Source organism: Aeromonas rivipollensis (assembly GCF_037811135.1).
Lineage (GTDB): Bacteria > Pseudomonadota > Gammaproteobacteria > Enterobacterales > Aeromonadaceae > Aeromonas > Aeromonas rivipollensis.
On sequence record NZ_CP149130.1, the window covers coordinates 2,157,644 to 2,181,891 of the forward strand.

A 24,248-nucleotide genomic window follows, 5' to 3' on the forward strand; every position below is an offset into this window, starting at 1 on the left:
GCAACATTATATGAATTGAACCGAGCCCAAGATAGCTGACCCGGCGGCAAATGACGTAATTTTTTTTCGCTTTCCTGATCCAAATCAGGAATGCAAGAACCGATCGCTCAATCGTTAACCTGCCCCCGCAAACGGGCCCACCATACCCCAATCCACTCGTGAATGGCAGCCTCGGAATACATCAGGTAACGCCCCTTGGGCAGGTAACTGTAGAGGGGCTGCGCCACCTGACTCTGCTTGGCGGTGTAGTCGGTGGGGGCCGGCACCGCATCGAGTCCCTGACCGCGATAGAGCGCCATGGCTCTGGGCAGGTGGGTGGCCGAGCTCACCAAGGCCACCCGCTTGCCCTTGAGGTGGGCGCTGATGCTGACCGCCTCGTCATGGGTGTCTTTGTTGTTTTCAAACAACGTCATTCGGGATCTCGCTATCCCCAGACTCGTCGCCATACGGGCGTTGACCTCGGCATTGGACAGGGGATCCCCGGACACATAACCGGAGAAGATGAGTTCGGCTTCTGGATAGGCCTGGGCCAGCCGCACTCCTTCCAGGGTGCGGGCCTGGGCTATGTTGTTCTGCCAGGAGCGCTCGGGCACCGTCGGGTCACTCACATGACCGTTGCCGAGCACCACTATGGCCTCGATATCCGGATGCTGGCTCACCTCGAAGGGCGGATAGGTCTGTTCCAGTGAACGGGCCAACTCATAGCTGACGGGTCTCATCCCCATCAGGACGATGATCACAAGGGACAGGGTCGCCAGCAGCTTGCCGCTCTTCTGAAAGCGGGTGAACCAGAGCAGCGCGAGCGCCAGCAGCAATAAGGAGAGGGAGAAGGGCAGCGGCATCAGCAACTGGCCTAACCATTTTTTAAGCTCAAACACTGTGGTGTCGTCCTTGAGTTTTCAGCGGATCCGGGATGTGACAGAATACCCCTCTTTTTTCCTGTGGCCCAATCCTGTGTGGTTCCTCCTGCGAGCCCCCACAGCGGGGCGGCCGAAGATGAGAGTGTTTTGAAGCAAGATCAGAGTTTTGACGGGCGCGCCGACAAGTTCGCCCGCAACATTTATGACTCCACCAAGGGGCGCATTCGCACCGCCGTTGTGTGGAGCGACATCGAAGCCTGCCTGGCGCGCCTTGGCAACCGACCCCTGCGCATCCTGGATGCCGGCGGCGGCTTTGGCTACTTCGCCCAGAAGCTGGCGGCCATGGGCCACCAGGTGGAGCTGTGCGATCTCTCGGCAGAAATGCTGGAACTGGCCCGCAGCCAGATCGCGGAGAAGGGGCTGGAAGACAGAATCCGTCTCATCCATTGCCCCATTCAGGATCTCAAGCAACATGTGACCGGCACCTTCGATCTGGTGCTCTGCCACGCCGTGCTGGAGTGGCTCGCCGAGCCCCGCCAGACCCTGCTCGGTCTGTTCCCTTTCGTCAATGCAGGGGGCATACTGTCGCTGCTTTTTTACAATCGTCATGGCCTCTTGTTCCAGAGCCTGGTGGTGGGCAATTTCGACTATGTGCGCCAGGGGCTGAACAAGAAACGTCAGACCGCGCTCACGCCCACCAACCCCCAGTTGCCGGAACAGGTCTATGACTGGATAGGCCGGGGGGGCCTCAAGATCATCGGCAAGACAGGGGTGCGTGTCATTCATGACTACATGCGCCACAAGCAGGAGCAGGTCGAGAAATTCGACGATCTGCTGGCCATGGAGCAGCACTACTGTCGTCAGGAACCCTTTGTCTCCCTCGGGCGCTACATCCATGTGATGGCCCAGAAGCCGGTCGGCTGAGGGCTGTCATGGGGGCCTGAATGGTCGGGATGCAAGGGTTTATGCGGCCGGGATACCGCCGCCGGGGTTGCCCATCCCCGGGTCCAAATCACCACGAGGGGTCCTGTACCCCCGTTAATAACAACGAGATGATAACGTCATGATGAGTACATCCCGTACCCTGCCAGAGACGGTGGGATGGGTCAGACAGGAGGGCCTCTCCTTGAATCTGCCCACCGACAGGCTGGCCTTTCTGATTGCGATCAAGACCCTGTCCGAGGACGAGTCTGATCTCTCGGAGGCCGCGCTGCACGACGCCTTCGGTTATGTGAGCAGCGCCTTCGGCCAGATGGACGAGACCCTCTCCGGTCGCGCCAACAACGCCATCAACGATCTCATTCGCCAGCAACTGCTGTCGCGCTTCACCACCGACATGGTGGCGGGGGAGAGTCTCTATCGCCTGTCGCGCCTTGGCATGAGCATCGTCGACTTCTTTATGGATCAGCGCCAGGTCGACTCCATCAAGCTCTCCATCCTGCTCGAACACCTGGCATCCGAGCTCGACACCGCCCGTGAGGCGGCGCTTGAGACCAACACCCGGGAGCAGTGGGATGCCGAGGTGCTGCCGCGCCTCTCCTTCTCCCTGGAGGAGACGCTCGGGCGCATCGATCTCACCCAGCGCGCCATGGACGAGCAGCAGAATCAGGTCAAGAACGAGATAGCGGCTCTGCTGACCCAGAACTGGATCGACGCCATCCACAGCTGCGAGAAACTGCTGCGCGAGACCGGCCAGACCCTGCGCGAATTGCAGGATACCCTGGACGCCGCCGGCCACCGCCTGCAGGCGGGGTTGCTCAACATTCAGGAAGCGGCCCAGGGGCGCGACGATCTCCTCCACGTCGAGGAGCTGACCCATGCCCTGCAGGGGCGTCTCGACGTCATCACCTCCTGGGGCCAGCAGTGCATCGAGCTCTGGTCCCGTTATGACAGGCACGTCCACAAGTTCATCCGCAACGCCATCGACATGGACAAGAACCGCGCCTTCAGCCAGCGGCTGCGGGAATCCATCCGCAACTTCGAGCAGCACAACTTCTTGCTCAGAGTCGCCGAGGAGCCGCGCCTCCTGGAGCTGCGGGACGAAACCATCGCCATCCACGACGAGGAGGTGACCGGCGAGGTGCCCCTCGAGATGGAGTTCATGGAGATGGTGGACATCAACCAGGCGCTGGCAGAGCGCATCGAGCGCTATCTGGCCCGCTATCCCGAGCAGGGACAGCAGCTGGACCTGGCCGACGTGCTGCGGGAATACCTGCTCGATTTCCCGGCCCACGCCCACTTCGACGTGGCCCGTCTGCTGATAGACCAGGCCGTGCGCCTCGGCCATGCCAGCGGTGAGCGCGAGCTGCACCGCCAACCCGCATGGAAACCCATTAACCAAGCTGGATCCAAGGTTCAGGCCTATGTCATTGATCAATTCTGAGTTTCCCTTGCCCCTGCGGCTCGCAGAGGCCATCGCCAACCCCTTGTTTCCGCGCATCGACACCGCTCTGCGCTCGGGGCGCCACATCAGTGCCGACGATTTCGAACAGCATTCGGCCCTGGTGGAGTTCCATGGCGAGCTCGAGATCTTCTACGGCCGCTATCAGGTCGAACTCATCAAGGCGCCGGAGGGCTTCTTCTACCTGCGCCCGCGCCCCAGCGCCGACATCGGCACCACAGTGCTCTCCGAGCTCGATATGCTGGTGGGCAAGGTGCTCTGTTACCTCTATTTGAGCCCGGACAGGCTCGCCTCCGAGGGTGTCTTCACCATGGGCGAGCTGCAGGAGGAGGTGCTCGGTCTGGCCGACGAGAAGCAACTGCTGCGCATGGTCAACAGCCGCTCCGGCGGCACCGATCTCGACAAGAAAAAACTGCTCGAGAAGATCCGCACCTCCATGCGCCGTCTCAAGCGCCTCGGCATGATCACCGCCCTTGGCAACAGCGACAAGTTCAGGGTCAACGAATCCGTGTTCCGCTTTGCCGCCGACGTGCGTTCCGACGAGGATCCCCGCGCCGTGCAGCTGCGGATGATCCAGGAAGGGGAGGCCATCTTCCACGACGACGAGATGCCGAGCAGCGACTCGCTGTTTGACGACATCGAGGGAGATCTGGACGAAGAGCAGCTGGAGCTGGAGGTGGAAGATGATCTGCAACGTTAATGTTCTGGCACAGATGGAGTCGGCCGCTTTGATGGAGAGTGTGGCGTGAGAGGCAAATTCAAATCCCTGACCATGGTCAACTGGAACGGCTTCTTCGCCCGTACCTTCGATCTCGACCAACTTGTGACCACGCTGTCCGGCGGCAACGGGGCGGGCAAGTCCACCACAATGGCGGCCTTTATCGCGGCCCTGATCCCGGATCAGTCCCTGCTTCATTTTCGCAACACCACGGAGGCGGGCTCCAGCAGCGCCTCCCGTGACAAGGGGCTCTACGGCAAGCTGCAGCGTGGCCACTGCTATTCGCTGCTGGAAGTGATGAACAGCCGCGAGCAGCGGATCTGGGTCGGCGTGCACCTGGAGCAGGTGGCCAACCGGGACAACAAGGTCAACATCACCCCCTTCGCCCTGGTGGACGTGCCTGAGCAGCTGCAACCCACGGATCTGCTGCTGGAGAAGCTCGATGACGGCAAGGGCCGGGTGCGTGCCTTCACCGATCTGAAGGGGGCTGCCGCCGAGCTGGGGGCCATGAAGGTCGCCAAGTTCAATACGGTGACCGACTATCACAATTTCATGTTCGAGTTCGGCATCACGCCGAAAAAACTGCGTGATCAAAAAGATCGCGGCAAGTTCTACCGCCTGATCGAGGCCTCCCTCTACGGTGGTATCTCCTCGTCCATCAGCCGCTCCCTGCGGGAATACCTGCTGCCGGAAAACTCCGGCGTGCGCAAGGCGTTCCAGGACATGGAGGCGGCCATCTACGAGAACCGCCGCACCCTGGAAGCCATCAAGGAGACCCAGGGCCAGCGGGATCTGTTCAAGAACCTCATCACCGAGACCACCCACTACGTGGCGGCCGAGTATGTGCGGGGCGCCGCCGAGAAGAATCGTCTCTCCGAGCTGGCCTTGAAGGCCCGTGCCGAGCTCGCCGGCAAGCGTCGCCTGCTGGCGGAAGAGAAGCAGCGCGCCATCTATCTGGCGGACGAGGTGGATCAGCTCAGCAACCGCGAGAAGTTGTTGACCGACGAGCTGGAGTCCGCCGCCGAGCACCTGGCCAAGGTGATGGCCGCTGTTGCGCTGCAAAAGAAGATAGAGCTGTACCGCGCCGATCTGCGGGAGCTCAACGACAAGCTCGAGCAGCAGCAGGCGGTGGTGGAAGAGATCCACGGCCAGTTGCTGGAAGTGGAAGAGCGCAAGGAGCTGGCCCAGGCCGAGGTAGACAGCCTCAAGACCCAGCTGGCCGACTACCAGCAGGCGCTCGATATCCAGCAGACCCGCGCCATCCAGTACCGCCAGGCGGTGCAGGCGCTGGAGACGGCTCGCGCGCAGTGCGAGCTGCCGGGACTGACCGCCGAACAGGCGAGCGACAGCCTGCATCAGTTCCGCGCCGCCGAGCAGAGCCTCACCAGCCGGGTGCTGGGGGCCGAGCAGCAGCTGGCGCTGGCCAAGGCGGCGGTGGCCGAGCATCAGGCCGCGCTGGCGCTGCTGCTCAGCATCGCCCCCGAGACCGCCCGCGAGGCCGCCTGGCCCACGGCGCAGGCACTGCTCAAGCGTCACATCGAAGACAAGGCCCGCATTGCGCAGGGGCAGGGGCTGCGCGCCGCCCTGGCCCGCCTCGAGAAAGAGAGCGACAGCCAGAAGAATCTCTTCAAGTTGCGTGACGAGCTGCAGCAGGCGTCTGGCCAGCTGATCGCGAGCCAGGACGAGCTGGAGATCTTCCTCGAAGCCCAGCGCAACCGTCAGGAGGAGCTCGCCGATCAGCAGGCGGAGGCGAACCAGCGCCGCGCCAGCCTCGAACATCAGGGCGTCCAGCTGGGCCGCGATATCAGCGATCTCACCAGGCTGGCCCCGCGCTGGCTCAAGTCGTTCGAGAAGCTCGAACAGCTGCGTGAGCAGAGCGGTCTGCCCCTCGCTACCGCCGAGGAGCTCTCGGCCGGCATGCAGAGCGTGCTCGACAAGGAGCGGGAGTTCGAACAGGAGAGCAACCGCATCCAGAGCCAGAAGCAGGCCCTGGAGCTGCAAATTCGCAACCTGCAGCTGGGGGCCGGGGAGGCGGATCCGCGCCTGGCCCGTGTCGCCGAGCAGGTGGGGGGCGTGCTGCTCTCCGACGTCTATGACGACATCTCCATCGACGATGCCCCTTACTACTCCGCGCTCTACGGCCCGGCTCGCAGCGCCCTGGTGGTGCTCGACCTGGAAGGCGCCATCGAGCGGCTGAAAAAGCTGGAAGATTGTCCGGAGGATATCTACCTCATCCAGGGCAACCCCGACTCCTTTGACGAGGATCTGGTGGAAGCGGACGAGCTCGGTGACGCCGTGCTGGTGCGCACCAGCAAGCGTCAGGTGCGCTTCTCCCGCTACCCCGAGCTGCCGCTCTTTGGTCGCGCCGCCCGGGAGAAACGCATCGAGCAGCTCGACCTTGAGCGGGAAAATCTTATCGAGGGCTACGCCAAGGCCGCCTTCGAGCAGCAGAAGTACCACCGCCTCTACGGCCACTTCCGTGACTTTATCGGTGCCCATCTGGACATCGCGTTCAGACCGGATCCGGAAGCCGAGGTGCAGACCAAACAGGCCGAGCTGCGCACTTTGCAAGGGGCCATGGCCGAGTGTGACAAGCAGCTGGCCGAGGCCAAGGCGGCCGCCGCCCAGTTGACTCGCCATATCCAGCTGGTGCAGGGGATGCTGCCCTTTGCCCACCTCTTTGCCGAGACAGAGCTGGCGGCCCGTCTCGAGGCGGCCCACGCCGACGTGGAGGCCCTTAAAACAGCCGAAGCCTTTATCGCCCAGCACGGCAAGGGACTCGAGAAACTCGAGACCCTGGTGCAGGTGCTGCGCCAGGATCCCCAGGATCTCTCTGCCCTGCAGGCAGCCTTTGACGAGGCGAGCGAACTGCTGGCCGAGCAGAAGCGCCGTTGCTACGCGCTGGATCAGCTGGTGGCCCGTCTGCCGCACTTTGCCTATCAGGATGCGCAAGACCTGCTGGGCAAGGCCTCGGAGATGAGCGAGCGACTCAAAGAGAAGCTCAAAGCCGCCGAGCTGGCGGCCCGCACCGCAGGGGAGCAGCACAAGCAGATTGCCTTGCGTCACACCGAAGCGCTGCAACTGCGCACGGCGCTCGATTCCAGCGCCTCGGCCAAGGGCCAGACTCTGGCGGAGTTCGAGCAGGAGCTGGGGGCCATGGGGCTCACCCTGTCGGACGACATGGAGGAGAAATCCCGCGCCCACAAGAAGGAGATCGAAGAGCTGCTCATCCGCACCCGATCCCGTCGCACCAGCGCCGAGGCCCAGTTGCAGGTGACCAAGCGCGAGATTGAATCCTTGGGCGGGCGTCTCAAGCTGGAGGGCAAGGACTACTTCGGCGCCCGTAAATCCCTGGTGGGTCACAAGGCGAACTGGTCGCGGGTAGTGCGGCTGGCGCGGGAGACCGACGTCGAGAAGCGTTTGAACAAGCGCGAGCTGGCTTATCTCGACAGCGACGAGCTGCGCTCCATGTCGGACAAGGCCCTCGGCGCCCTGCGGGTGGCGGTGGCCCACGACGAGGCCCTGCGCGATGCGCTGCGTCTGTCTGAAGGCAACCGCAGCACCGAGCAGAAGGTCGCCTTCTACGTGCAGGTCTACCGTTACCTCAAAGATCGCATCCGCAACGACATCATCCGCTCGGACGATCCTGTGGAGGCCATCGAGGAGATGGAGATCGAGCTGGCGCGGCTCGCCGACGAGCTCAAGCAGCGGGAGAACCATCTGTCCCTCTCCTCCCACGAGGTGGCGGCCAAGATCACCAACATCATCCGCCGGGAGCAGAACCGCATCCGGGTGCTCAACCAGGGCCTGCAGAACATCGCCTTCGGCCTGGTGCGGGGGGTACGCCTCAACGTCAACATCCGCGAGGCCCACACCCGCCTGCTGACCGCGCTCGCCGATCAGAGCGCCATGCACAACGATCTGTTCGCCGACAAGGAGCTCAGCTTCTCCGAGGCCATGGCCAAGCTGTTCCAGCGCCTGAACCCGCAGATAGAGCAGGGGGAGCGCAACTACCAGGTGATGGGGGACGTGCTGCTGGACTATCGCAACTACCTGGAGCTCGAAATCGAGGTGCAGCGTGGTGCCGATGGCTGGCTGCGGGCCGAGAGCGGGGCCCTCTCCACCGGCGAGGCGATAGGTACAGGTCAGGCCATCCTCTTGATGGTGCTGATCAGCTGGGAGGAGGAGTCCCGCCGTCTGCGCGGCAAGGACATCGCCCCCTGCCGTCTCTTGTTCCTCGACGAAGCGGCGCGCCTGGATGGCAAGTCCATCGCCACCCTGTTCGAGCTGTGCGAGCGCCAGGACATGCAGCTCCTCATCGCGGCGCCGGAGAACATCAGTCCCGAGAAGGGCACCACCTACAAGCTCATCCGCAAGGTGCAGGGCAAGCACGAGCACGTGCACGTGGTGGGGCTGCGGGGCTTCGGTTTCGCCGATGACAAGCTGATCGCCTGACCTTTTCCCCTGACAGGGGCTGACGGGTGAACACAGAAACGGGAGGCTTGGGCCTCCCGTTTTCCATGGGAAATATGAGAGAGTAGGCGCCTGTTCGCGGGATCCAGACTGGCGATGCAGGGTAACGGCCAGGGCGCATCAACCTGACATCGCATCGAGGGAATAAAGCATGACGTGGAAATTACAAAAAGGGCTGCTGGCCCCCCTGTGCCTGCTGCTCGCGGCCTGCAGCAGCCAGCCTGATGCGGGCAGTGCGGGCAACTGGCGGGGTTATACCCAGACGGGGCTGGCCTCCTACTATGCCGATCGCTACCACAACAAGCGAACCGCAAGCGGCGAGCCCTACCAGAAGAGCGCCAACACCGCCGCCCATATGACGCTGCCCTTCGGCGCCATGGTGCGGGTGACCAACCTTGCCAACGGCAAGAGCGTGGTGGTGCGGGTCAATGACAGGGGCAACTTCCCCAGAGGCCGGATCATCGATCTCTCCAGGGCCGCCTTCAGCACCATAGGCAACACCCGATCCGGCCTTCTCAAGGTCAAGGTCGAGGTGTTGTAGGGGGTTGCTGGCGGCCCATTGCACCCTTGGAAACGGCAAGGCCCCGGACACTGCATCTCAGCGTTGACAGCCTCCCGCCTTCAACCGTATCTGTGTTATTGCGTGACTGCCGCTCAAGGCACTCGGCTGATCTTTTGCTGCCCTTCGCCAGGGCGCCAATATGGAGGTTGTTGAGATGACGAACCGTACGCCCATTCAGGCCACACAGATCCCGGAGAACAAGGCAAAGTCCCTCTATCCGGAGCCCTTCGCCTCCCTGGTCAAACACCGCACCAGGCGCAGACTGGGGGACCACTTCGGTCTTGCCAATCTTGGGGTGAACCTGACGACCCTGGCGCCGGGCGCCATCTCGGCGCTCAAGCATCACCACAGCAGGCAGGATGAGTTCATCTATGTGCTCTCGGGCACCCCCACGCTGCGCTATGGGGAGGAGGAGTACCTGATGTCGCCGGGGGAGTGCATCGGCTTCAAGGGCGGCAATGGCCTGGCCCACCAGTTGCTCAACCCTGGGGAGGTGGAGGCGGTCTATCTCGAAGTGGGGGACAGGCTGGCAGGGGACAGAGTCCAATACCCGGATGACGATCTGGCACTGGTTCAGGGCGCCGATGGCGCCTGGGCTGCAACACATAAGGACGGGACCCCTTATTAGGGGCCCATCACTCTTTGGGAAAGCATGATAAGCCGATGAAATTCATCCCCTTCTGTGAGGTGCGCGCAGAGGATTTTCTGCCCCTGGTCAACGACGAGACGTTGCGAAAGCACCTGATTGACCATCCCCCCTTCGAGCTGGCCACGGTGCGGCGCTGGATGGAGGAGAAGATGGCGATAGATGCGCTGCCCGGTTGTCGCGTGCGAGCCGTTCTCATCGATGGCGCTCTGGTGGGGTGGTGCGGTCTCCAGCCCGATGAGGAGGGGATCGAGATAGCCATCGTCATCGCCAGGGCGGGCTGGGGCAGGGGGCTCGCCATCTTCAACGAGATGATGGGTTGGGCGCGCAGCATGGGCCATCAGGAGGTCGTCTTCCATCTGCTGGGCACACGCCCCTTATACAAGTCCCTCGCCAGGCGCGCCACCAGGGTGAAGAAGACGACACTGTCGGGGCACTCCTTCACCACCTATTACTTCAGCGTTTAGATCTGGAGCAGGCCCTGATGGCGAGCCACGTTCTTGCCTCTGGCCGCGCTTATGTCTCTGCCGCCGTCCCGTTGTTCACCCGGTTGAACACTCTGTCCATCCTGCCCATCTATATCGGCCTGGCCGCCATGCCTACACTGGTCGCCATGTTGAGGGAGGCGATTGCCATGAGAGAATTGCCATGAGAAGGGCAGACACCTCCCTGTGTGTTGATGATGTGACAGTGGAGAAGTAGGGATGAAGAGAGAGTCGGACAAGATAGTGTCGATCGCCGTGCTCAAGGCCCGCGCCGGCATGAGGGAGCACCTGCGCCACGGGTTGCTCGCGCTGATAGCGCCCACCCGCCGGGAGCCTGGCAACCTCGACTATGTGCTGTTCGAGTTGAAGGACGAACCCGGCACCTTCTACATGCGCGAAGCCTTCGTCAGTCAGGCCGCCCTGGATGCCCACTGCGCGAGCGACTATTTCCAGGCCTTCGCCCGCCAGGCGGACGACTTGCTGGCAGAGCCTCTGCGGCTGGTCTTCATGGAGGAAGTGAGCCCCTGACCTCTGGCAATAGCACCCGGCCCGATGATCACCCCATCGGGCCTTTTTGCATTCAGTTTCGTTCGGGGAGATTCATCTGCTCGCTCATGGTATCGATGAAGTGGCGTATGGCGGTGGTCGCTGGCTGTCCGGCCAGGGGCGGAGCATAGAGCACGCAGAGATCCGCCGGTATGGCCTGCTCGAGGCGGATGAAGCGCACATGGGGCCACTTCTGACGGCCGTAGCTGGCCGGCACCAGGGCCACCTGCTGGCTGGTGGCCACCACCGCCATCAGGGTATTGGGCTCGACCACCTCCTGGTGGAGCCGGGGGTAAAAGCCCTCCACCAGGCAGGCGTTGATGATGAGATCGGTAGAAGACGAGTTGGCGCGGCTCATCAGCACGAACGGTTCCGCCGCCAGCTCGGGGAGGGAGACCCGCTTGCGATCCCGCAAGGGGTGCTCGTCCGATACTACCAGCACCATGGATTCGCGATAGACGGTCTCGGCCTGCAGCGGATGTATGTTGAGGGTGTCGGCGAAGCGGGCGAGGCCGAGATCTATCTCCTTGCTGGCCAGCGCCTGCTTCTGGCGCTCGGGGGAGAGCTCGGTGAAGGTTATCTCGCACTCGGGGTGGCGCTGGTGACACTGGCGGATCACCTCGCCAAAGCCGGCCCAGAAGATGGAGCTGACCAGCCCGATACGGATCTGGTTGCGCTCCATGCGCCCCGCCTGCACCACCCGGTTGAGGCCGCTCTCCAGCACGTCGAACAGCCGATCGCACTCGGCCTGCAGCAGGCGACCAGTGGGGGTCAGGTTCACCTGACGGGTGTGGCGATCAAACAGGGTCGCTCCCAGCAGGGATTCCAGCTCCTTTATTTGAGCGCTCAGCGGCGACTTGGAGACATTGAGTCGCAGGGCGGCCCGGCTGAAGTGACCCTGACTCGCCACTTCATGGAAGTAGCGCAGCATCTTGAGGGTGACGCGATCGCGCCAGTGGCTGTCCGGGAACATGGTTTCTCCTGGCAAAAGGGCAAGGGTGAGATCGCCGTCAAAGATTGGACACGAACTTCCCGACGCAGCGGGGCGGCTTAGCCCCTGTCCGTCGATCCGCATCACATCCCGGCCTCCCATTTTCGTCCCCCTCGGGGTCACTCTGACCATAGAGAGGCATCAATCGGCGCTTTTTTTTGCGGTTTTGTGCAGGGCAGTTGCCCCATGAAGGGGGTGATTGTGCTGCTAATCGGGATAATCTGGCCGATTTTAACGATTTCTCTCGCCCAATGCCTCCCCTAAAGTGAGCCCACTTCTCATCCCAACCCTTAACGAGGTGCTGCTCATGCAACAAGATCCGGTTCAGAACGCCATCGCCACCATTCTCGCCCGCAAGCCGGGTTTCGCTCCCCGCGCCGCCATGATCCTGGGCTCAGGCCTCGGCGTGCTGGCCGATGCACTGGAAGATAAAGTCACCATTCCCTACGAGGAGCTGGACGGTTTCCCGGTCAGTACCGTGGCCGGTCACAGCGGCGAGCTGGTGCTCGGCAAGCTGCACGGGGTGGACGTGGTCTGCATGAAGGGGCGCGGCCACTACTACGAACACGAAACCATGAAGGTGATGACCACACCGGTGCGCACCTTCAAGGGCCTGGGCTGCGAGCTGCTGCTGGTGACCAATGCGGCCGGCTCGCTGCGCCCGGAGCGGATCGGGGTCGGCTCCCTGGTCATCTTCAATGATCACATCAACACCATGCCGGGCACCCCCATGACGGGCGCCAACGACGAGGCCTACGGCCCGCGCTTCTTCAGCCTGGCCAATGCCTATGACAAGGCCTTGCGCAGCGAGGCGCTGGCGCTGGCCGAGCGGGAGGGGATCGCCGTCAATCAGGGGGTGTTCGTCTCCTATAGCGGCCCCTGCTTCGAGACCGCGGCCGAGATCCGCATGATGCAGATCATCGGCGGCGACGTGGTGGGCATGTCGGTGGTGCCCGAGGTGGTCAGCGCCGCCCACTGCGGTCTGCCGGTGCTGGCCATCTGCGCCATCACCAACATGGCGGAGGGGCTCGGTGACGTGCAGCTCTCCCACGAGCAGACCCTCAAGTGCGCCAAGCTGGCGGAAGCGGACTTCATCCGCCTCATCAACGCCTTCATCCAGCACCACTTCCAGTAAGCAGGGAACGACCAGGAGGTCAGTTATGTTTGCAGCAGGATTTCTCGGTATGGCGGCGCTGATCCTCATCGCCGTGTTCGCATCGACCAACCGCAGGGCCATTCGCCTGCGTACCGTGGGGCTGGCCTTGGCCTTGCAAGTGGCCATCGGTGCCCTGGTGCTCTATGTACCGCTGGGGCGCCTGGCGCTGGAGGGCATGGCCCACGGGGTCGACGCCGTGCTGGCGAGCGGCAAGGCGGGCATCCACTTCCTGTTCGGCAACCTGGTCAACTTCTCGGTGGATGGCATAGGCTTCGTGTTCGCCCTCAACGTGTTGCCGCTGGTGGTCTTCTTCTCGGCGCTGATCGCCGTGCTCTACTACCTCGGCATCATGCAGCTGGTGATCCGCTTCATCGGTGGCGCCATGGCTCGCCTGCTCGGCACCTCCCAGACCGAATCTATGTCGGCGGTGGCCAACGTCTTCGTCGGCCAGAGCGAGGCGCCGCTGGTGGTCAAGCCCTATATGCCGAAGATGAGCGACTCCGAGTTTTTCGCCGTCATGTGTGGTGGCATGGCCTCGGTCTCTGGCACTGTGCTGGCTGGCTACGCCATGATGGGAGTGGACATGCAGTACCTGCTGGCGGCCTCCTTCATGGCGGCGCCGGGCGGGATCCTGTTTGCCAAGCTGATCATCCCCGAGACCCGCCAGCCGGACTATGCCTTCGACCACAGCATCCAGTTTGACGGCAAGAAGCCGGAGAACGTGCTGGCGGCGGCAGGCGAGGGGGCCGCCAGCGGCCTCAAGCTGGCGGCGGCCATCGGCGCCATGCTGATCGCCATGATAGGGCTGGTGACCCTGGTCAACACCTTGCTCGGCGGGGTGGGGGAGATGGTGGGCATGTCGCTTTCGCTTGAGATCATCCTGGGCTGGATCTTCTCGCCGCTCGCCTTCCTGCTCGGGGTGCCGGTGGCGGACATCGGCATCGCCGGCGCCATGATCGGCAAGAAGCTGGTGGTAAACGAGTTCGTTGCCTACAGCGATCTGGCCCCCTACCTGAAGGACGCCAGCACTGTGACGGCGGCCGGTCTGCAGGTGCTGGAGGAGAAGTCCAAGGTGATCATCAGCTTTGCCCTGTGCGGCTTTGCCAACCTGGCCTCCATGGGGATACTGATCGGCGGCCTCGGCACCCTGTGCCCCTCCCGTACCGATTTCATCGCCCGCCACGGCTTGCGCACCGTGCTGGCCGCCACCTGTTCCAACTTGATGAGCGCCGCCATCGCTGGCGTCTTCTTCTCCCTGGTCTGAGCGTCTCATCCCTTGTCCCGGGGCGCTGCGGCGCCCCTGCTTCATCCCACAATCAGGAGCCTTTTATGACTCATCTCCCCCCTATCGATTCTCTCTTGGCCGCGACCAGGGCAATCCAACTGATGGATCTCACCAGCCTCAACGAGGAGGACGACGACGCGCGCATCATAGCGCTCTGCCAGCAGGCCAGGACGCCCTTTGGCAACACGGCCGCCGTCTGCATCTATCCGCGCTTCGTGGGGCTGGCCAGGCTCACCCTGGCGACCCAGGGCACCCCCGAAATAAAGGTCGCCACCGTGGTCAACTTCCCCCATGGGGACGATGAGCTTGAGGCCGTGCTGGCCGAGACCAGTGCCGCCCTCGCGAATGGCGCCGACGAGATCGATCTTGTGATCCCCTGGCGTGCGCTGATGGCGGGGGATGAGGCCGGGGCCCGGGCCCTGGTGCGCGGCTGCAAGGCCCTGTGCGGAGCGCGGGTGCTCAAGGTGATCATCGAATCCGGCGAGCTGACGTCGCCTGCGCTTATCCGCGCGGCCTCCCTGCTCGCCATCGAGGAGGGGGCCGACTTCATCAAGACCTCTACCGGCAAGGTGGCGATCAATGCCACCCCAGAGGCCAGCCGCATCATGCTGGCGGCCATCGCCGAGTGCGGCGCGCAAAACCGGGTGGGCTTCAAGGCGGCGGGTGGGGTGAAAAGCGCCCGGGAGGCGGCAGAGTATCTCGCCATGGCGGCCGCGCACTTTGGCGAAGAGTGGCTGGTGGCGGAACGCTTTCGTTTCGGCGCGTCCAGCCTGCTAGGCCAGTTGCTGGTGACGCTTGGCGAGCGCAAGATAGCGCCTGCTGCCGACAGCGGTTACTGATCTCTTTCTTGCGGCGCCTGCGGGCGCCCCTTGGCACAGGTGCATTGCATGTCTCACCCCCCTGTTTCTCTTGCGCAGGCCCACGGCAAGGTGCTGCTGTTCACCCTGCTTATCAGCCTCTCCTTTCCCATCGGCAGCGCCCTGACGGCGGTGCTGGGTCCCCTGGTGGTCACCTGGGTGCGCTACCTGCTGGCCTCCCTCATCTTCGTCGGTGTGCTGGGGTGTCAGGGGCGTTTCGCGCTGCCTTCCCTGCGGGATCTGGGGCGTTATACCCTCATCTCGCTGCCAGCTCTTTGTTACTTCGTCGCCATGTTTGTGGCCTTGCAGGAGACCAGCGCACTCGATGCCAGCGCCTTCTACACCACGGTACCGCTGATCAGCGCCCTGGCTGGCATGCTGATCTTTCGGCGGGCCATCGGCTGGGGAATGTTGCTGGCCCTGCTGGGGGGCATGGTGGCCGCGGCGCTCATCATCTTTCGGGGCGATCTGGGGCAGGTGGCTAACCTCAGCCTCAGTCCCGGCAATCGCATCTACCTGCTCGGCTGTGTGGCCATGGCCCTCAACCCCATACTTATCAAGCGCTACTACAGGGGCGAGTCTTTCCTCCACCTGACCTGCTGGACCCTGATCTGCGCCACCCTGCTGCTCACCCTGGTGGCGGTGCCCCGTCTGATCGAGGCCGACTGGAGCCTGGTATCCGTCCCGGTGGCGCTGGGACTCGGTTACCTAGCCCTCTTTGCCACGGCGCTCAGCTTCTTTTTGTTCCAGCAAGGGAGCGTGGCGCTGCAACCCGAGCAGGTATCGGCCTACACCTACCTCATCCCTGTGCTGGTGCTGCTGACCGGCATGCTGACCGGGGAGACAGTACAATGGGAGCAGGTAGGCTGGGGTGTCGGGGGCGTGCTGCTGACCATGGTGGTCATGGTGCTGCTACCCATCCATGCCGGAAAAGGGCGCGCCCCCTGAGGGGACGCCAGTCTTGGCCAAGAGGGAGGCGTCATGAAGAGAACCCTGATCCTGGTGCGTCACGGCAAGTCGAGCTGGGAAGAGCAGGGGCTGCCTGACAGGGCGCGGCCGCTCGCCGAGCGGGGCCTACGCGACGCGCCCCTGATGGGCAGACGGCTGGCGCACGATAAGGTGAGGCCCGATCTCATCCTCTCGAGCCCCGCCTGCCGGGCCTTGTCGACGGCGAACATCATCGCCGAGGTGCTCGGCTACCGGCCAGAGGAGATAATCATGGACGAGCGGCTCTATGGTGCAGATGTGAGGACCCTGCTTGAGGTGATGGGTGAGCTTGGTGACGAGTTAGGATGCGTCATGCTCTTTGGTCACGATCCCGAGTTCACCGACCTTGCCCACCGTTTTTCCGGCAAGATCACCCGGATGCCGACCTGCGCCGTCGCCCGCTTCACTTTTGACGCTCCCTCCTGGTCGGCCGCCCTGTCGCAAAGGCCGGTGACGGCCGTGCTCGACTATCCGAAAAAGCGGTAGGAGGGGCGCTCAGCGGGGGTTGGTGAAGAAGCCGGCAAGAGAGCAAACAAGAAGGGGAGCCCAGGCTCCCCTTCTCATTCCCGTCATGTCGCTTATTTGGCGGCGATCGGCCCCTTGGTGCCAGCATCGTTATCGACCCAGCCATCCTCACCCTTGATGCGGCGATCCCCCTGTATGGTGTAGATGACCATGCCGTCCTTGAACACCAGGGCCCCGTCGGATTTCTTGGCACTGACCTTCTTGTCGTTGACCCACACCTGATCCTTGTCGTCGATGCGGATGGTGGCGACGGTGGCGCCCGTCTCGGGGAAGGTGGCGACCCAGTTGCCGGCGTAGGGGCTGGCGCTGGTGGCCGCCGCCGGAGCATCACCAAACCCGGCGGCCGCGTTCTCGGCCTTGGTCTTGTTGATGTCGCAACCACTGAGCTCGCTCACCTGGGTGCAGCCGGAGCGCTCCAGCTTCTGTTCATAGCTCATGTTCAGACCGCTGTCGGCGGCCGGAGCGGCAGCACCGAATCCCGCCTTGGCGTTCTCCGCCTTGGTCTTGTTAATATCGCAGCCCTGGGCCTCGGTCACCTGGGTGCAGCCGGAGCGCTCCAGCTGCTGGGCATATTTTGCGTTGATGGCGTGAGCCGGGGCCATGCCAAGCAGGGTCAGGGTCACGATAAGAGCAGCATTCCTGGACATAATTCATCCCTCAAAATGTGAATCTTGCCGGTTCATCGCAGCCTTGACTGCCATGAGCAACAGCCTGGGTTCGCGGCAATATCCTGGGTGCGAGGTGGCAGGCCTGTTTCACGTTAGCAGCTGGAACGGGACTCGCACAGGGGGGCGAAAAAATAGGTGCCATCCACGGGCTCCCTGAGCCCGCGGACTCAGCTTTGGGGCACTCTTATCCCCTTGTCGAGGTAGAGGCTGCTGTAGTGGGCGCGATGGGTGACGAACATCACCTGGTGGCGGCTGCCGTCGGAGAGGATGACGAAATCCCCGGCCTGGGCCGGGCTTTGCAAGAGGATCTCGTGTTCGGGGGTCGTCAGCTTGTCGACCTCTTCCCTGAAGGTAAGGGTGTATGAATACATATGGCACTCCACTGCAGGCGCATATACAGACAGGTTTCCCAACTCTAGTCGCCAGTGCCCGGATCCGCGGCGCTCAAGCGGCACCTGTGCGGCCGTTAATTTTATGGGTAAGCTGACCCCCTGATGCGCGCCCCCAAAAGGGGCCGCAAGGATGAGCCTATGAACCCCATTTTTCGTGAAGCAAGAAGCCAAGGAGCTGTCATGACGGAGCTGGTCACTGAGCTGGTGCGGATCGCCGCCTTTTCCGAAGGATCCCGCGGGGGCAATCCCGCCGGTGTCTGGGTCGGGGCCCAACTGCCGACGGCGGAGGAGATGCAGCGGATCGCCGCAGAGGTCGGATTCTCGGAGACGGCCTTCGCCGCCCCGCTGCACAGGGAGGGGCAAGGCGCAGATATGCGCCAATGGCGGGTGCGCTACTTCTCTCCCGAGGCGGAGGTGCCGTTCTGCGGCCATGCCACCATCGCCCTCGGGGTGGCGCTGGCGCGCCGCTTCGGGGCAGGGGACCATGCCTTGCGCCTCAGTCAGACCGAGATTCGGGTCTCGGGCTGGCAGGATGAGCAGGGGCAATGGCAGGCGGCGCTGCAATCCCCGCCGACCCGCAGCAAACCGGCGCCGGCGGATCTGATGCGCGAAACCCTGGCGCTGTTTGGCTATGACGCGGCCAGCCTGGATCCCCGCATCCCCCCTGCGCTCATTCACGGCGGCGCCGATCATCTGGTGCTGGCGCTCAAGGATCGCGCAACGCTCTCGGCCATGCACTATTCGCTGGCGCAAGGGCGCCTGCTGATGCGCCGCGAGGGCCTCGTGACCATCTTGCTGGTGCATGTGGCCGGGGAGCGGTTGTTCCACACCCGCAATGCCTTCGCCTACGGCGGCGTCTATGAGGACTCGGCCACCGGCGCCGCGACAGCGGCCTTCGCCGGCTACTTGCGCGATCTCCACTGGCCCCACGGCGGTGCCATCGACATAGTGCAGGGGGAAGAGATGGGCATGCCCTCGCGGCTGCATGCCGAGATCCCGGCCGAACCCGGCAGCGCTGTGCGGGTGTCAGGAGCGGCGCGGCTGATGTAATGGCTTGATGCGAGAACAACCCGCCCGGCCGCCGTCTTGGCTGAGGAGTGAAGGGGAAGAGCCTCTTGGAGGGCAAGACAGGCCCCTGATCCTGCGTTGTTCAGGGGCCTATGGATACGCTTAGGGTCTGCCGCTCAACAAGATGGCGCCGCCCATAGAGATGAAGATCCCCCCTGTGATGCGGCTGAACAGGCGCTGGCCGCGCAACGGCTTGAAGTAGCTGCCGGCGCGTCTGGCCAGGGCCACATAGCAGAGGTGCACCAGGCTGACGATGACGCAGATGGTCAGGTACATGGTGAGGAACTGGATTGGTAGCGGGCTCTGGTGATCGAGAAACTGGGGCAGCAGCGCGCAGAGGAAGATGATGGTCTTGGGGTTGCTGGCCGACACCAGGAAGGCTTCCCGCAGCAGGGAGCCCTTGCTCCTTGATGGGAGGCTGGCGCCAACCCGTTGCGGCTCCTGACTCCCCGAGCCGGTTGCCCGCAGTGCCTTGTAGCCGAGATAGATCAAGTAGCCACCGCCCGCCAGCTTGAGGGCGAGGAAGAGGGGTGGCAAGGTCTGCAGCAGGGCCCCTACACCCATGGCGACCAGACAGATGAAGATGGCCTGACAGAACAGATTCGCGCCTATGGTGAGCAGGGCCGGACGCCAGCCGAGCTGCAAACCGTTCTTGATCACCAGCAGCACATTGGGCCCCGGGGTCAGGGTCGCCAGCAGATAGGCCAGCAGGAACAACATCCATGTATCCAGACTCATGATATCTCCTTCATAAAGAGCACATCATGCTCCGCCCCTGGGGCCGCGTCCAGTGGCGGCTGTAACCCAGATGTGGCTGTGTTTCAGGTGCTTAACCGAGGTGTCGGCCCGATGGGGAAGGGACGTCCGGGGGCTTTGCTGTCTGGCACAATAAAAAACCGCCCTTGTGAACTGGGCGGTTTTTTTATGGTGCCGACCCTTATTTCAGGGCTTTCTTCAGCTTCTTGATCTTGCCTTCGTGCTTGGCAATTTTATCCTTGCGGGCGGCGATTTTCTTCTTGATATCTTTCTTGCTGGCTTTGGCCATCGGTCGTGCTCCTTGTGTCAAGAGGACATCATGGGATCATGATGTTCAGGATCTGTCCATGTTAAGAGCCCAGAGTGCCACATGAATTCCATCCGGGCCAGTGTTTCGCGGTTCCGGGAGCGGGTGCTCCCCTGACGCAAATCCGGCGAAGAGGTGGCTCGCTCATCGGGACTGGTTTGCAGGATAGTCCAGTTTCCCGGCGGCGCCACTGTGGACACGCCGACATTGTCGGTGGCCGGACAACAAAAAAGCGCCCCTGGGGGCGCTTCTTGCATCATCCGAACCACAAGCCGAGGGGATCAGGCCTTCTTCAGGTAGGCCGCGACCAGCACTATCTGCACGCCGTTGACCTTGCCTTCGATGTGCAGCGGGTTGTTGGTCAGGCGGATGCCCTTGACCAGGGTGCCACGCTTGGCGGTGAAGCCGCCGCCCTTGACTTCCAGATCCTTGATCAGGGTGACGGAATCCCCCTCCTGCAGCACGGCGCCGTTGGAGTCGACGGTGGGTACGCTGTCGTCATCGTCACTGGCGCTGCCTGCCTCGGCCCAGGCCTTGGTCTCTTCTTCCATGTACATCATGTCCAGCATGTCCTGGGCCCAGATCTCGCCACGGGCGGACAGGTTTTTAAGCTGGCGCCATGCCATCACCTGCACCGCCGGCACCTGGCTCCACATGCTGTCACCCAGGCAGCGCCAGTGGTTGACCTCTGTGGTGTCCGGCTGCTCCAGCTGGCCACGGCAGGTGGTGCACAGCGCCACGCTGTGGTCATCGTCACTGGCGGGGGAGTGTGGCACCGGGAAGGCAGTCAGCGCATGTTCTGCTCCACACAGCTCACACTTGGCGTCCGCACGCGCTTGCAGGATGGCATTGATGGTCATGTTTTGGTTCCGTTCATATGGGTAAAACGACCCGCCTGGGCGAGTCGCGCTAATGAGGGGGCGGAATATAGCACAAATCCCTGCTTTTTGTCAGGCTACCAGCAAGGGGTGGGGGCAGGCGCGCTGGCGAGTGCTTTTTGATGGCAGATCGCTAGAATGAGCCTCCCTTTTGGATAGCAGGACAAGCTCACCGTGCTGGCTCACCGTTTTCGACAACTGGATCGCTTGCTGACCGAAGAGAGAGGCTGGTGGCAATACCAGCCCTATCATCATCTGAGCCTGGCCTTCGCCGACCAGGCCCCGGAGCTTGCCGCCTGCCTGAACGGCCTCAGTCTTGACGAGATCGCGCGGCTCGACGGCGACATGGAGGCGCTTTGCACCCTGCTTGCCCCCTGGATCCCGGCAGGGGCCGAGTTGCATGCCCTGAGCGAGCTGGACACCTTTGTCCCCGAACCGATTCACTGCGCCAGGGCCATGGCGATGTACATGCCGGGACGCAAGCAGGCGCAGATAGAAGCCTTCACCGGTTGCCTGCCCGCCCATCGGGGCCCCTATCTGGAGTGGTGCGCCGGCAAGGGCCATCTGGGGCGCCTGGTCTCCCTGCATCGGGGGGCCGAGATCCTGAGCCTCGAATTGCAGCGCACGCTCTGCGAGGAGGGGCGGCAGCTCGCGGCGCGGGATGGTGCCCGCATGCAGTTTGTGGAGGCCGACGCCTTCGCCGCCGAGTCGGGGGCGCTCATCGCCCCGCACCATCACGCCATGGCGCTCCATGCCTGTGGCGAGCTGCATACCCATCTGCTGGAGCAGGTGGTCGAGCGCGGCGCCCGGGGCGTGACCCTCTCCCCCTGTTGCTATCACCTGATCCGCACCTCTCATTACCGCCCCTTGTCACAGGCCGCCAAGGCCAGCGCCCTGCACCTTGGCAAGAGTGACTTGAAGCTGCCGCTGCAGGAGACGGTGACCGGCGGTGCCCGCATCTCCCGCCTGCGCGAGCAGGAGGTGATCTGGCGTCTCGCCTTCGATTGCCTGCAACGGGAGGTGCGCGGGGTGGATCAGTACCTGCCGGTGCCCAACCTGCAAAAGAGCCTGCTGGCGGGCAGTTTCGAGGCCTTCTGTGATTGGGCCGCCGAGCGCAAGGGGATGCTGTTGCCTGGGGGGATAGACCATGGCGACTTCCTCGCCAGGGGGGAGCGGCGCTTTGGGGACGTAGCCCGCATGGAGCTGGTGCGCCATCTGTTTCGCCGCCCGCTGGAGATCTGGCTCGCCCTGGATCGCGCCCTCTTCCTCGAGGAGCAGGGCTATGAGGTAGAGCTGGGGGCGTTTTGCGACAAGCCCATGACCCCTCGCAATCTGCTGATCCGGGCGGTGCGCGTCCGCGGCGCATAAAAACGCGCGATCCGGGATCAAAATGAGGCCGTGGCGAGGTTTCATCTGAGTGCAGAGTGAAATGGCTCACAAAATCGCCAAACTCTTAATTCTTGTCGTGAATTTAGTTATGGAGGCGCCTATGCTCGCCCTGAACTTCACATCGAGACAAGGATTGTTACCTATGTTCACACTCAAGCGCAGCGCCTGGCTCATCGCCCTTGCCTGGGCCTTGCCAAGCCAGGGGGCCATGACGATCCAGCCCGATCCGCAGACCAGCGGCGGCTATCTGATAGCGGCGCCGGATCTCGCCGCCGTTGAACAAGCCAAGACGGCCAACCCCATGTACGGCATCTGGTCAAAGGCATTGGCCACCCGACCCAACACTCTGGTGGAGGCGATTGTGCCGAGGCGAGCCGACAACCCGGACAACGTCAAACGGGTCGAGCGGGTCTTTACCGAGTCGGACTGGGATTTTTTAACCCAGATGGCGGCGCCGGAATATACCTATGAGCGCTTCTTGCGGGCGGTCGGCAAGTTCCCCGCCTTCTGTGGCGACTACACGGACGGGCGCAATGCGGACGCCATCTGCAAAAAATCCATCGTCACCGCCTTCGCCCACTTCGCCCAGGAGACCGGCGGCCATATCGGCAAGGAGAATGTGTCCGACAACCCGCTGGGGCTCGAGGAGTGGCAGCAGGCGCTGGTACATGTGCGCGAGATGGGCTGGGCCGAGGGACAACTCGGCTATACCACCGGCTGTGGCCAGAATGACTGGCAGAACAGGAAATGGCCCTGCAGCACGGGGCAGGGCTACTTTGGCCGTGGCGCTAAACAGCTCTCCTACCACTTCAACTACGGTGCCTTCTCCGAGGCGATGTTTGACGGCAACGCCTCGGTGCTGCTGAACAACCCCGGCCTGGTGGCCGACTCCTGGCTCAACCTCGCCTCCGCCATCTGGTTCTTCCTGACGCCGCAAGCCCCCAAACCCGCCATGTTGCACGTCATCGACAGAACCTGGGTGCCCTCCCAGCGCGAGGTCGCGGCGGGCATCGGCTATGGCTTTGGCACCACCATCAATGTCATCAACGGCGGCATAGAGTGTGGCGAGCAGAACAAGAACAAGGGGCAGCCGGTCAACCGCATCCGTTACTGGGAAGGGCTGGCCGCCCACTACGGAATCCCGCTGCTCCCGGACGAGAAGAACAGCTGCTGGCAGCAGACCCCCTATGGCAGCCTCAACCTGAACGGCGCCACCGACGTGCTTTACACCAACTGGGACGGCAACTGGAAATATTATGCCGACAGGCCAGGTGGCTACTCGTTCGAGTGCGAGCTGGTGGGATTCCAGACCGCCTATTCGGCCTTGGTGCCGGGGGATTACGAGAAGTGCGTGACCAACTTCTACGGCTCCCACGCCAACTGGCCCAAGGTGCGGGTGGTGGCCAAGCTCGATCCCGCGCCCGTTGATCCGACCGACCCGCCCGTGGGAGATGTGCCTGCCTGGGTGGCCAGCAAGGTCTACACCGCAGGCAATAAAGTCAGCCACAAGGGCGTGGTGTATCAGGCGAAGTGGTGGACCCAGGGCAACGAGCCGGGCAAGGGAGATCCCTGGGCGCCGGTGAACTGATCCCGCCAGGGCGCGCCATCGGTCATGATGGGGAAGGGGGGATCCCTTCCCCTCTTTCATGGGGAGCCGGCGCAAGGGCGCCTCTGATAGGCCCGGCCGGTACTTGCCTGCGCTCTTCATCTATTCGAGGGAGCCTGGGATCTCATCCCACACAGAGGAGTGACACATGAATATCGCCATCCATTTTGAAATTCCGGTGCAGGATCTGACGCGAGCCATTCGCTTCTATGAAGCTGTCTTCGAGATAGCCCTCGAGCGGGCGCACATAGATGGCAACGAGATGGCGTTGTTCCCGCTGTTTGACGGCATGGCGGGCTGCTCCGGCGCCCTGGCAAAGGGGGAGAGCTATGTGCCGAGCCAGGACGGTACCCGGGTCTATCTGAAGGTCGCAGACATAGAGCGGACCATGGCCCGGGCACTGACGGCGGGAGGCGAGTCTCTCTATCCCGTCACCCGGGTGAGCGAGCAGGTCCGGGTGGCCGAGCTCAGGGATCCCGAAGGCAACCGCATCGCCTTGCAGGAGGGGCCCTGAGTGTCATTCATCTGGCGCATGGGGATTCTTTGGTAATTCATGACATGAATAAAGGGGGCGAATCTCCCCTTTTGGGGGGAGGCCAGGGTCGTCGGCCCCGCGGTGGGGCCCCGGGATGGTCAGTTGCCGCCACCCGGATCCCGTGCTAATTCATCTGGTGCGGCAAGGAGTCAAGATC

Annotated in this window: 24 protein-coding genes; 18 read left to right on the forward strand and 6 right to left on the reverse strand. The window is 63.1% G+C overall.

The annotated features are described in order from the left end of the window. Positions 1-107: 107 nt before the first annotated feature. Positions 108-878, reverse strand: coding sequence for an envelope biogenesis factor ElyC (gene elyC, locus WIR04_RS09830; RefSeq protein ID WP_338892263.1), 771 nt, complete (start codon positions 876-878; stop codon positions 108-110). Positions 879-1,007: 129 nt separating this feature from the next. Here elyC and cmoM point away from each other — a divergent pair, with 129 nt between their 5' ends. The 9 genes from cmoM (at position 1,008) to WIR04_RS09875 (ending at position 10,673) form a co-directional block, all read left to right on the forward strand. After that, positions 1,008-1,784: a tRNA uridine 5-oxyacetic acid(34) methyltransferase CmoM gene (cmoM, locus tag WIR04_RS09835; protein WP_025327079.1), complete on the forward strand. Its 777-nt coding sequence runs from the start codon at positions 1,008-1,010 to the stop codon at positions 1,782-1,784. A 139-nt stretch (positions 1,785-1,923) separates the two neighbouring features. After that, positions 1,924-3,243, forward strand: a complete 1,320-nt coding sequence (gene mukF / locus WIR04_RS09840) for a chromosome partition protein MukF (RefSeq protein ID WP_338892267.1) — start codon at positions 1,924-1,926, stop codon at positions 3,241-3,243. Then, positions 3,224-3,961, forward strand: a complete 738-nt coding sequence (gene mukE, locus WIR04_RS09845; protein WP_041205837.1) for a chromosome partition protein MukE — start codon at positions 3,224-3,226, stop codon at positions 3,959-3,961. The genes mukF and mukE overlap by 20 nt, the downstream gene beginning before the upstream one ends. Before the next feature lie 45 nt (positions 3,962-4,006). Continuing rightward, positions 4,007-8,434 (forward strand): chromosome partition protein MukB, encoded by a 4,428-nt coding sequence (mukB, locus tag WIR04_RS09850; RefSeq protein WP_338892271.1) that lies wholly within the window; start codon positions 4,007-4,009, stop codon positions 8,432-8,434. 169 nt (positions 8,435-8,603) lie between these two features. Further along, a complete protein-coding gene (locus WIR04_RS09855) occupies positions 8,604-8,993 on the forward strand; it encodes a septal ring lytic transglycosylase RlpA family protein (RefSeq protein WP_338892273.1) in 390 nt (129 codons plus the stop codon). Between the two features lie 175 nt (positions 8,994-9,168). After that, positions 9,169-9,642 carry a cupin domain-containing protein gene (locus WIR04_RS09860; RefSeq protein ID WP_338892275.1) on the forward strand — a complete coding sequence of 158 codons (474 nt, stop codon included), beginning with the start codon at positions 9,169-9,171 and terminating at the stop codon, positions 9,640-9,642. 35 nt (positions 9,643-9,677) lie between these two features. After that, positions 9,678-10,127 (forward strand): GNAT family N-acetyltransferase, encoded by a 450-nt coding sequence (locus WIR04_RS09865; protein ID WP_338892277.1) that lies wholly within the window; start codon positions 9,678-9,680, stop codon positions 10,125-10,127. Between the two features lie 17 nt (positions 10,128-10,144). Then, positions 10,145-10,312, forward strand: a complete 168-nt coding sequence (locus tag WIR04_RS09870; protein WP_338892279.1) for a hypothetical protein — start codon at positions 10,145-10,147, stop codon at positions 10,310-10,312. Positions 10,313-10,364: 52 nt separating this feature from the next. Further along, entirely contained in the window at positions 10,365-10,673 is a 309-nt protein-coding gene (locus WIR04_RS09875; RefSeq protein WP_338892281.1) for a putative quinol monooxygenase, read from the forward strand. Between the two features lie 52 nt (positions 10,674-10,725). On the opposite strand, the gene WIR04_RS09880 is transcribed toward WIR04_RS09875, so the two are convergent. Next, the gene (locus WIR04_RS09880; RefSeq protein ID WP_338892283.1) at positions 10,726-11,664 is read right to left on the reverse strand and encodes a LysR family transcriptional regulator; all 939 of its coding nucleotides are present in this window, start codon (positions 11,662-11,664) and stop codon (positions 10,726-10,728) included. Positions 11,665-11,989: 325 nt separating this feature from the next. On the opposite strand from WIR04_RS09880, the gene xapA reads away from it, so the two are divergent. From xapA to WIR04_RS09905, 5 genes are all read left to right on the forward strand, one after another. Next, positions 11,990-12,817 (forward strand): xanthosine phosphorylase, encoded by an 828-nt coding sequence (gene xapA / locus WIR04_RS09885; RefSeq protein ID WP_338892285.1) that lies wholly within the window; start codon positions 11,990-11,992, stop codon positions 12,815-12,817. Positions 12,818-12,842: 25 nt separating this feature from the next. Next, positions 12,843-14,102 (forward strand): NupC/NupG family nucleoside CNT transporter, encoded by a 1,260-nt coding sequence (locus WIR04_RS09890; protein WP_338892287.1) that lies wholly within the window; start codon positions 12,843-12,845, stop codon positions 14,100-14,102. Positions 14,103-14,167: 65 nt separating this feature from the next. Beyond that, a complete protein-coding gene (gene deoC / locus WIR04_RS09895; protein WP_338892289.1) occupies positions 14,168-14,962 on the forward strand; it encodes a deoxyribose-phosphate aldolase in 795 nt (264 codons plus the stop codon). Between the two features lie 48 nt (positions 14,963-15,010). Further along, complete coding sequence (locus WIR04_RS09900; protein WP_338892291.1) at positions 15,011-15,928, forward strand: DMT family transporter; 918 nt, start codon at positions 15,011-15,013, stop codon at positions 15,926-15,928. A gap of 33 nt (positions 15,929-15,961) precedes the next feature. Beyond that, complete coding sequence (locus tag WIR04_RS09905; protein WP_338892293.1) at positions 15,962-16,453, forward strand: histidine phosphatase family protein; 492 nt, start codon at positions 15,962-15,964, stop codon at positions 16,451-16,453. 92 nt (positions 16,454-16,545) lie between these two features. Here the strand turns inward: WIR04_RS09905 and WIR04_RS09910 are convergent, their stop codons facing one another. Both WIR04_RS09910 and WIR04_RS09915 read right to left on the reverse strand, forming a co-directional pair. Further along, positions 16,546-17,139, reverse strand: a complete 594-nt coding sequence (locus WIR04_RS09910; protein WP_338892295.1) for a hypothetical protein — start codon at positions 17,137-17,139, stop codon at positions 16,546-16,548. Between the two features lie 188 nt (positions 17,140-17,327). Next, positions 17,328-17,531, reverse strand: a complete 204-nt coding sequence (locus WIR04_RS09915; protein WP_338892297.1) for a hypothetical protein — start codon at positions 17,529-17,531, stop codon at positions 17,328-17,330. A 201-nt stretch (positions 17,532-17,732) separates the two neighbouring features. Here WIR04_RS09915 and WIR04_RS09920 point away from each other — a divergent pair, with 201 nt between their 5' ends. Further along, a complete protein-coding gene (locus tag WIR04_RS09920) occupies positions 17,733-18,602 on the forward strand; it encodes a PhzF family phenazine biosynthesis protein (protein ID WP_338892299.1) in 870 nt (289 codons plus the stop codon). A 120-nt stretch (positions 18,603-18,722) separates the two neighbouring features. Here WIR04_RS09920 and WIR04_RS09925 read toward each other — a convergent pair whose 3' ends face one another. Together WIR04_RS09925 and WIR04_RS09930 are read right to left on the reverse strand one after the other, a co-directional pair. Beyond that, positions 18,723-19,358: a LysE family translocator gene (locus WIR04_RS09925; protein WP_338892301.1), complete on the reverse strand. Its 636-nt coding sequence runs from the start codon at positions 19,356-19,358 to the stop codon at positions 18,723-18,725. A 606-nt stretch (positions 19,359-19,964) separates the two neighbouring features. Further along, complete coding sequence (locus tag WIR04_RS09930; RefSeq protein WP_025327068.1) at positions 19,965-20,543, reverse strand: PhnA domain-containing protein; 579 nt, start codon at positions 20,541-20,543, stop codon at positions 19,965-19,967. Positions 20,544-20,735: 192 nt separating this feature from the next. Here WIR04_RS09930 and WIR04_RS09935 point away from each other — a divergent pair, with 192 nt between their 5' ends. The 3 genes from WIR04_RS09935 to WIR04_RS09945 all read left to right on the forward strand — a co-directional run bounded on the left by WIR04_RS09935 (position 20,736) and on the right by WIR04_RS09945 (position 24,070). Further along, positions 20,736-21,929 carry a methyltransferase gene (locus WIR04_RS09935; RefSeq protein WP_338892303.1) on the forward strand — a complete coding sequence of 398 codons (1,194 nt, stop codon included), beginning with the start codon at positions 20,736-20,738 and terminating at the stop codon, positions 21,927-21,929. 163 nt (positions 21,930-22,092) lie between these two features. Next, positions 22,093-23,538: a chitinase gene (locus WIR04_RS09940; RefSeq protein WP_338892304.1), complete on the forward strand. Its 1,446-nt coding sequence runs from the start codon at positions 22,093-22,095 to the stop codon at positions 23,536-23,538. Positions 23,539-23,704: 166 nt separating this feature from the next. Further along, complete coding sequence (locus WIR04_RS09945; protein WP_270824283.1) at positions 23,705-24,070, forward strand: VOC family protein; 366 nt, start codon at positions 23,705-23,707, stop codon at positions 24,068-24,070. Positions 24,071-24,248: the final 178 nt, after the last annotated feature.

What these genes read in the sequence shown, in the direction of transcription:
- mukF (WP_338892267.1), top strand. Translation starts at nt 1,924, where the DNA reads ATGATGAGTACATCCCGTACCCTGCCAGAGACGGTGGGATGGGTCAGA.
- mukE (WP_041205837.1), top strand. Translation starts at nt 3,224, where the DNA reads ATGTCATTGATCAATTCTGAGTTTCCCTTGCCCCTGCGGCTCGCAGAG.
- WIR04_RS09855 (WP_338892273.1), top strand. Translation starts at nt 8,604, where the DNA reads ATGACGTGGAAATTACAAAAAGGGCTGCTGGCCCCCCTGTGCCTGCTG.
- WIR04_RS09860 (WP_338892275.1), top strand. Translation starts at nt 9,169, where the DNA reads ATGACGAACCGTACGCCCATTCAGGCCACACAGATCCCGGAGAACAAG.
- WIR04_RS09865 (WP_338892277.1), top strand. Translation starts at nt 9,678, where the DNA reads ATGAAATTCATCCCCTTCTGTGAGGTGCGCGCAGAGGATTTTCTGCCC.
- WIR04_RS09870 (WP_338892279.1), top strand. Translation starts at nt 10,145, where the DNA reads ATGGCGAGCCACGTTCTTGCCTCTGGCCGCGCTTATGTCTCTGCCGCC.
- WIR04_RS09875 (WP_338892281.1), top strand. Translation starts at nt 10,365, where the DNA reads ATGAAGAGAGAGTCGGACAAGATAGTGTCGATCGCCGTGCTCAAGGCC.
- WIR04_RS09880 (WP_338892283.1), bottom strand. Translation starts at nt 11,664, where the DNA reads ATGTTCCCGGACAGCCACTGGCGCGATCGCGTCACCCTCAAGATGCTG.
- xapA (WP_338892285.1), top strand. Translation starts at nt 11,990, where the DNA reads ATGCAACAAGATCCGGTTCAGAACGCCATCGCCACCATTCTCGCCCGC.
- WIR04_RS09890 (WP_338892287.1), top strand. Translation starts at nt 12,843, where the DNA reads ATGTTTGCAGCAGGATTTCTCGGTATGGCGGCGCTGATCCTCATCGCC.
- deoC (WP_338892289.1), top strand. Translation starts at nt 14,168, where the DNA reads ATGACTCATCTCCCCCCTATCGATTCTCTCTTGGCCGCGACCAGGGCA.
- WIR04_RS09900 (WP_338892291.1), top strand. Translation starts at nt 15,011, where the DNA reads ATGTCTCACCCCCCTGTTTCTCTTGCGCAGGCCCACGGCAAGGTGCTG.
- WIR04_RS09905 (WP_338892293.1), top strand. Translation starts at nt 15,962, where the DNA reads ATGAAGAGAACCCTGATCCTGGTGCGTCACGGCAAGTCGAGCTGGGAA.
- WIR04_RS09910 (WP_338892295.1), bottom strand. Translation starts at nt 17,139, where the DNA reads ATGTCCAGGAATGCTGCTCTTATCGTGACCCTGACCCTGCTTGGCATG.
- WIR04_RS09915 (WP_338892297.1), bottom strand. Translation starts at nt 17,531, where the DNA reads ATGTATTCATACACCCTTACCTTCAGGGAAGAGGTCGACAAGCTGACG.
- WIR04_RS09920 (WP_338892299.1), top strand. Translation starts at nt 17,733, where the DNA reads ATGACGGAGCTGGTCACTGAGCTGGTGCGGATCGCCGCCTTTTCCGAA.
- WIR04_RS09925 (WP_338892301.1), bottom strand. Translation starts at nt 19,358, where the DNA reads ATGAGTCTGGATACATGGATGTTGTTCCTGCTGGCCTATCTGCTGGCG.
- WIR04_RS09930 (WP_025327068.1), bottom strand. Translation starts at nt 20,543, where the DNA reads ATGACCATCAATGCCATCCTGCAAGCGCGTGCGGACGCCAAGTGTGAG.
- WIR04_RS09940 (WP_338892304.1), top strand. Translation starts at nt 22,093, where the DNA reads ATGTTCACACTCAAGCGCAGCGCCTGGCTCATCGCCCTTGCCTGGGCC.
- WIR04_RS09945 (WP_270824283.1), top strand. Translation starts at nt 23,705, where the DNA reads ATGAATATCGCCATCCATTTTGAAATTCCGGTGCAGGATCTGACGCGA.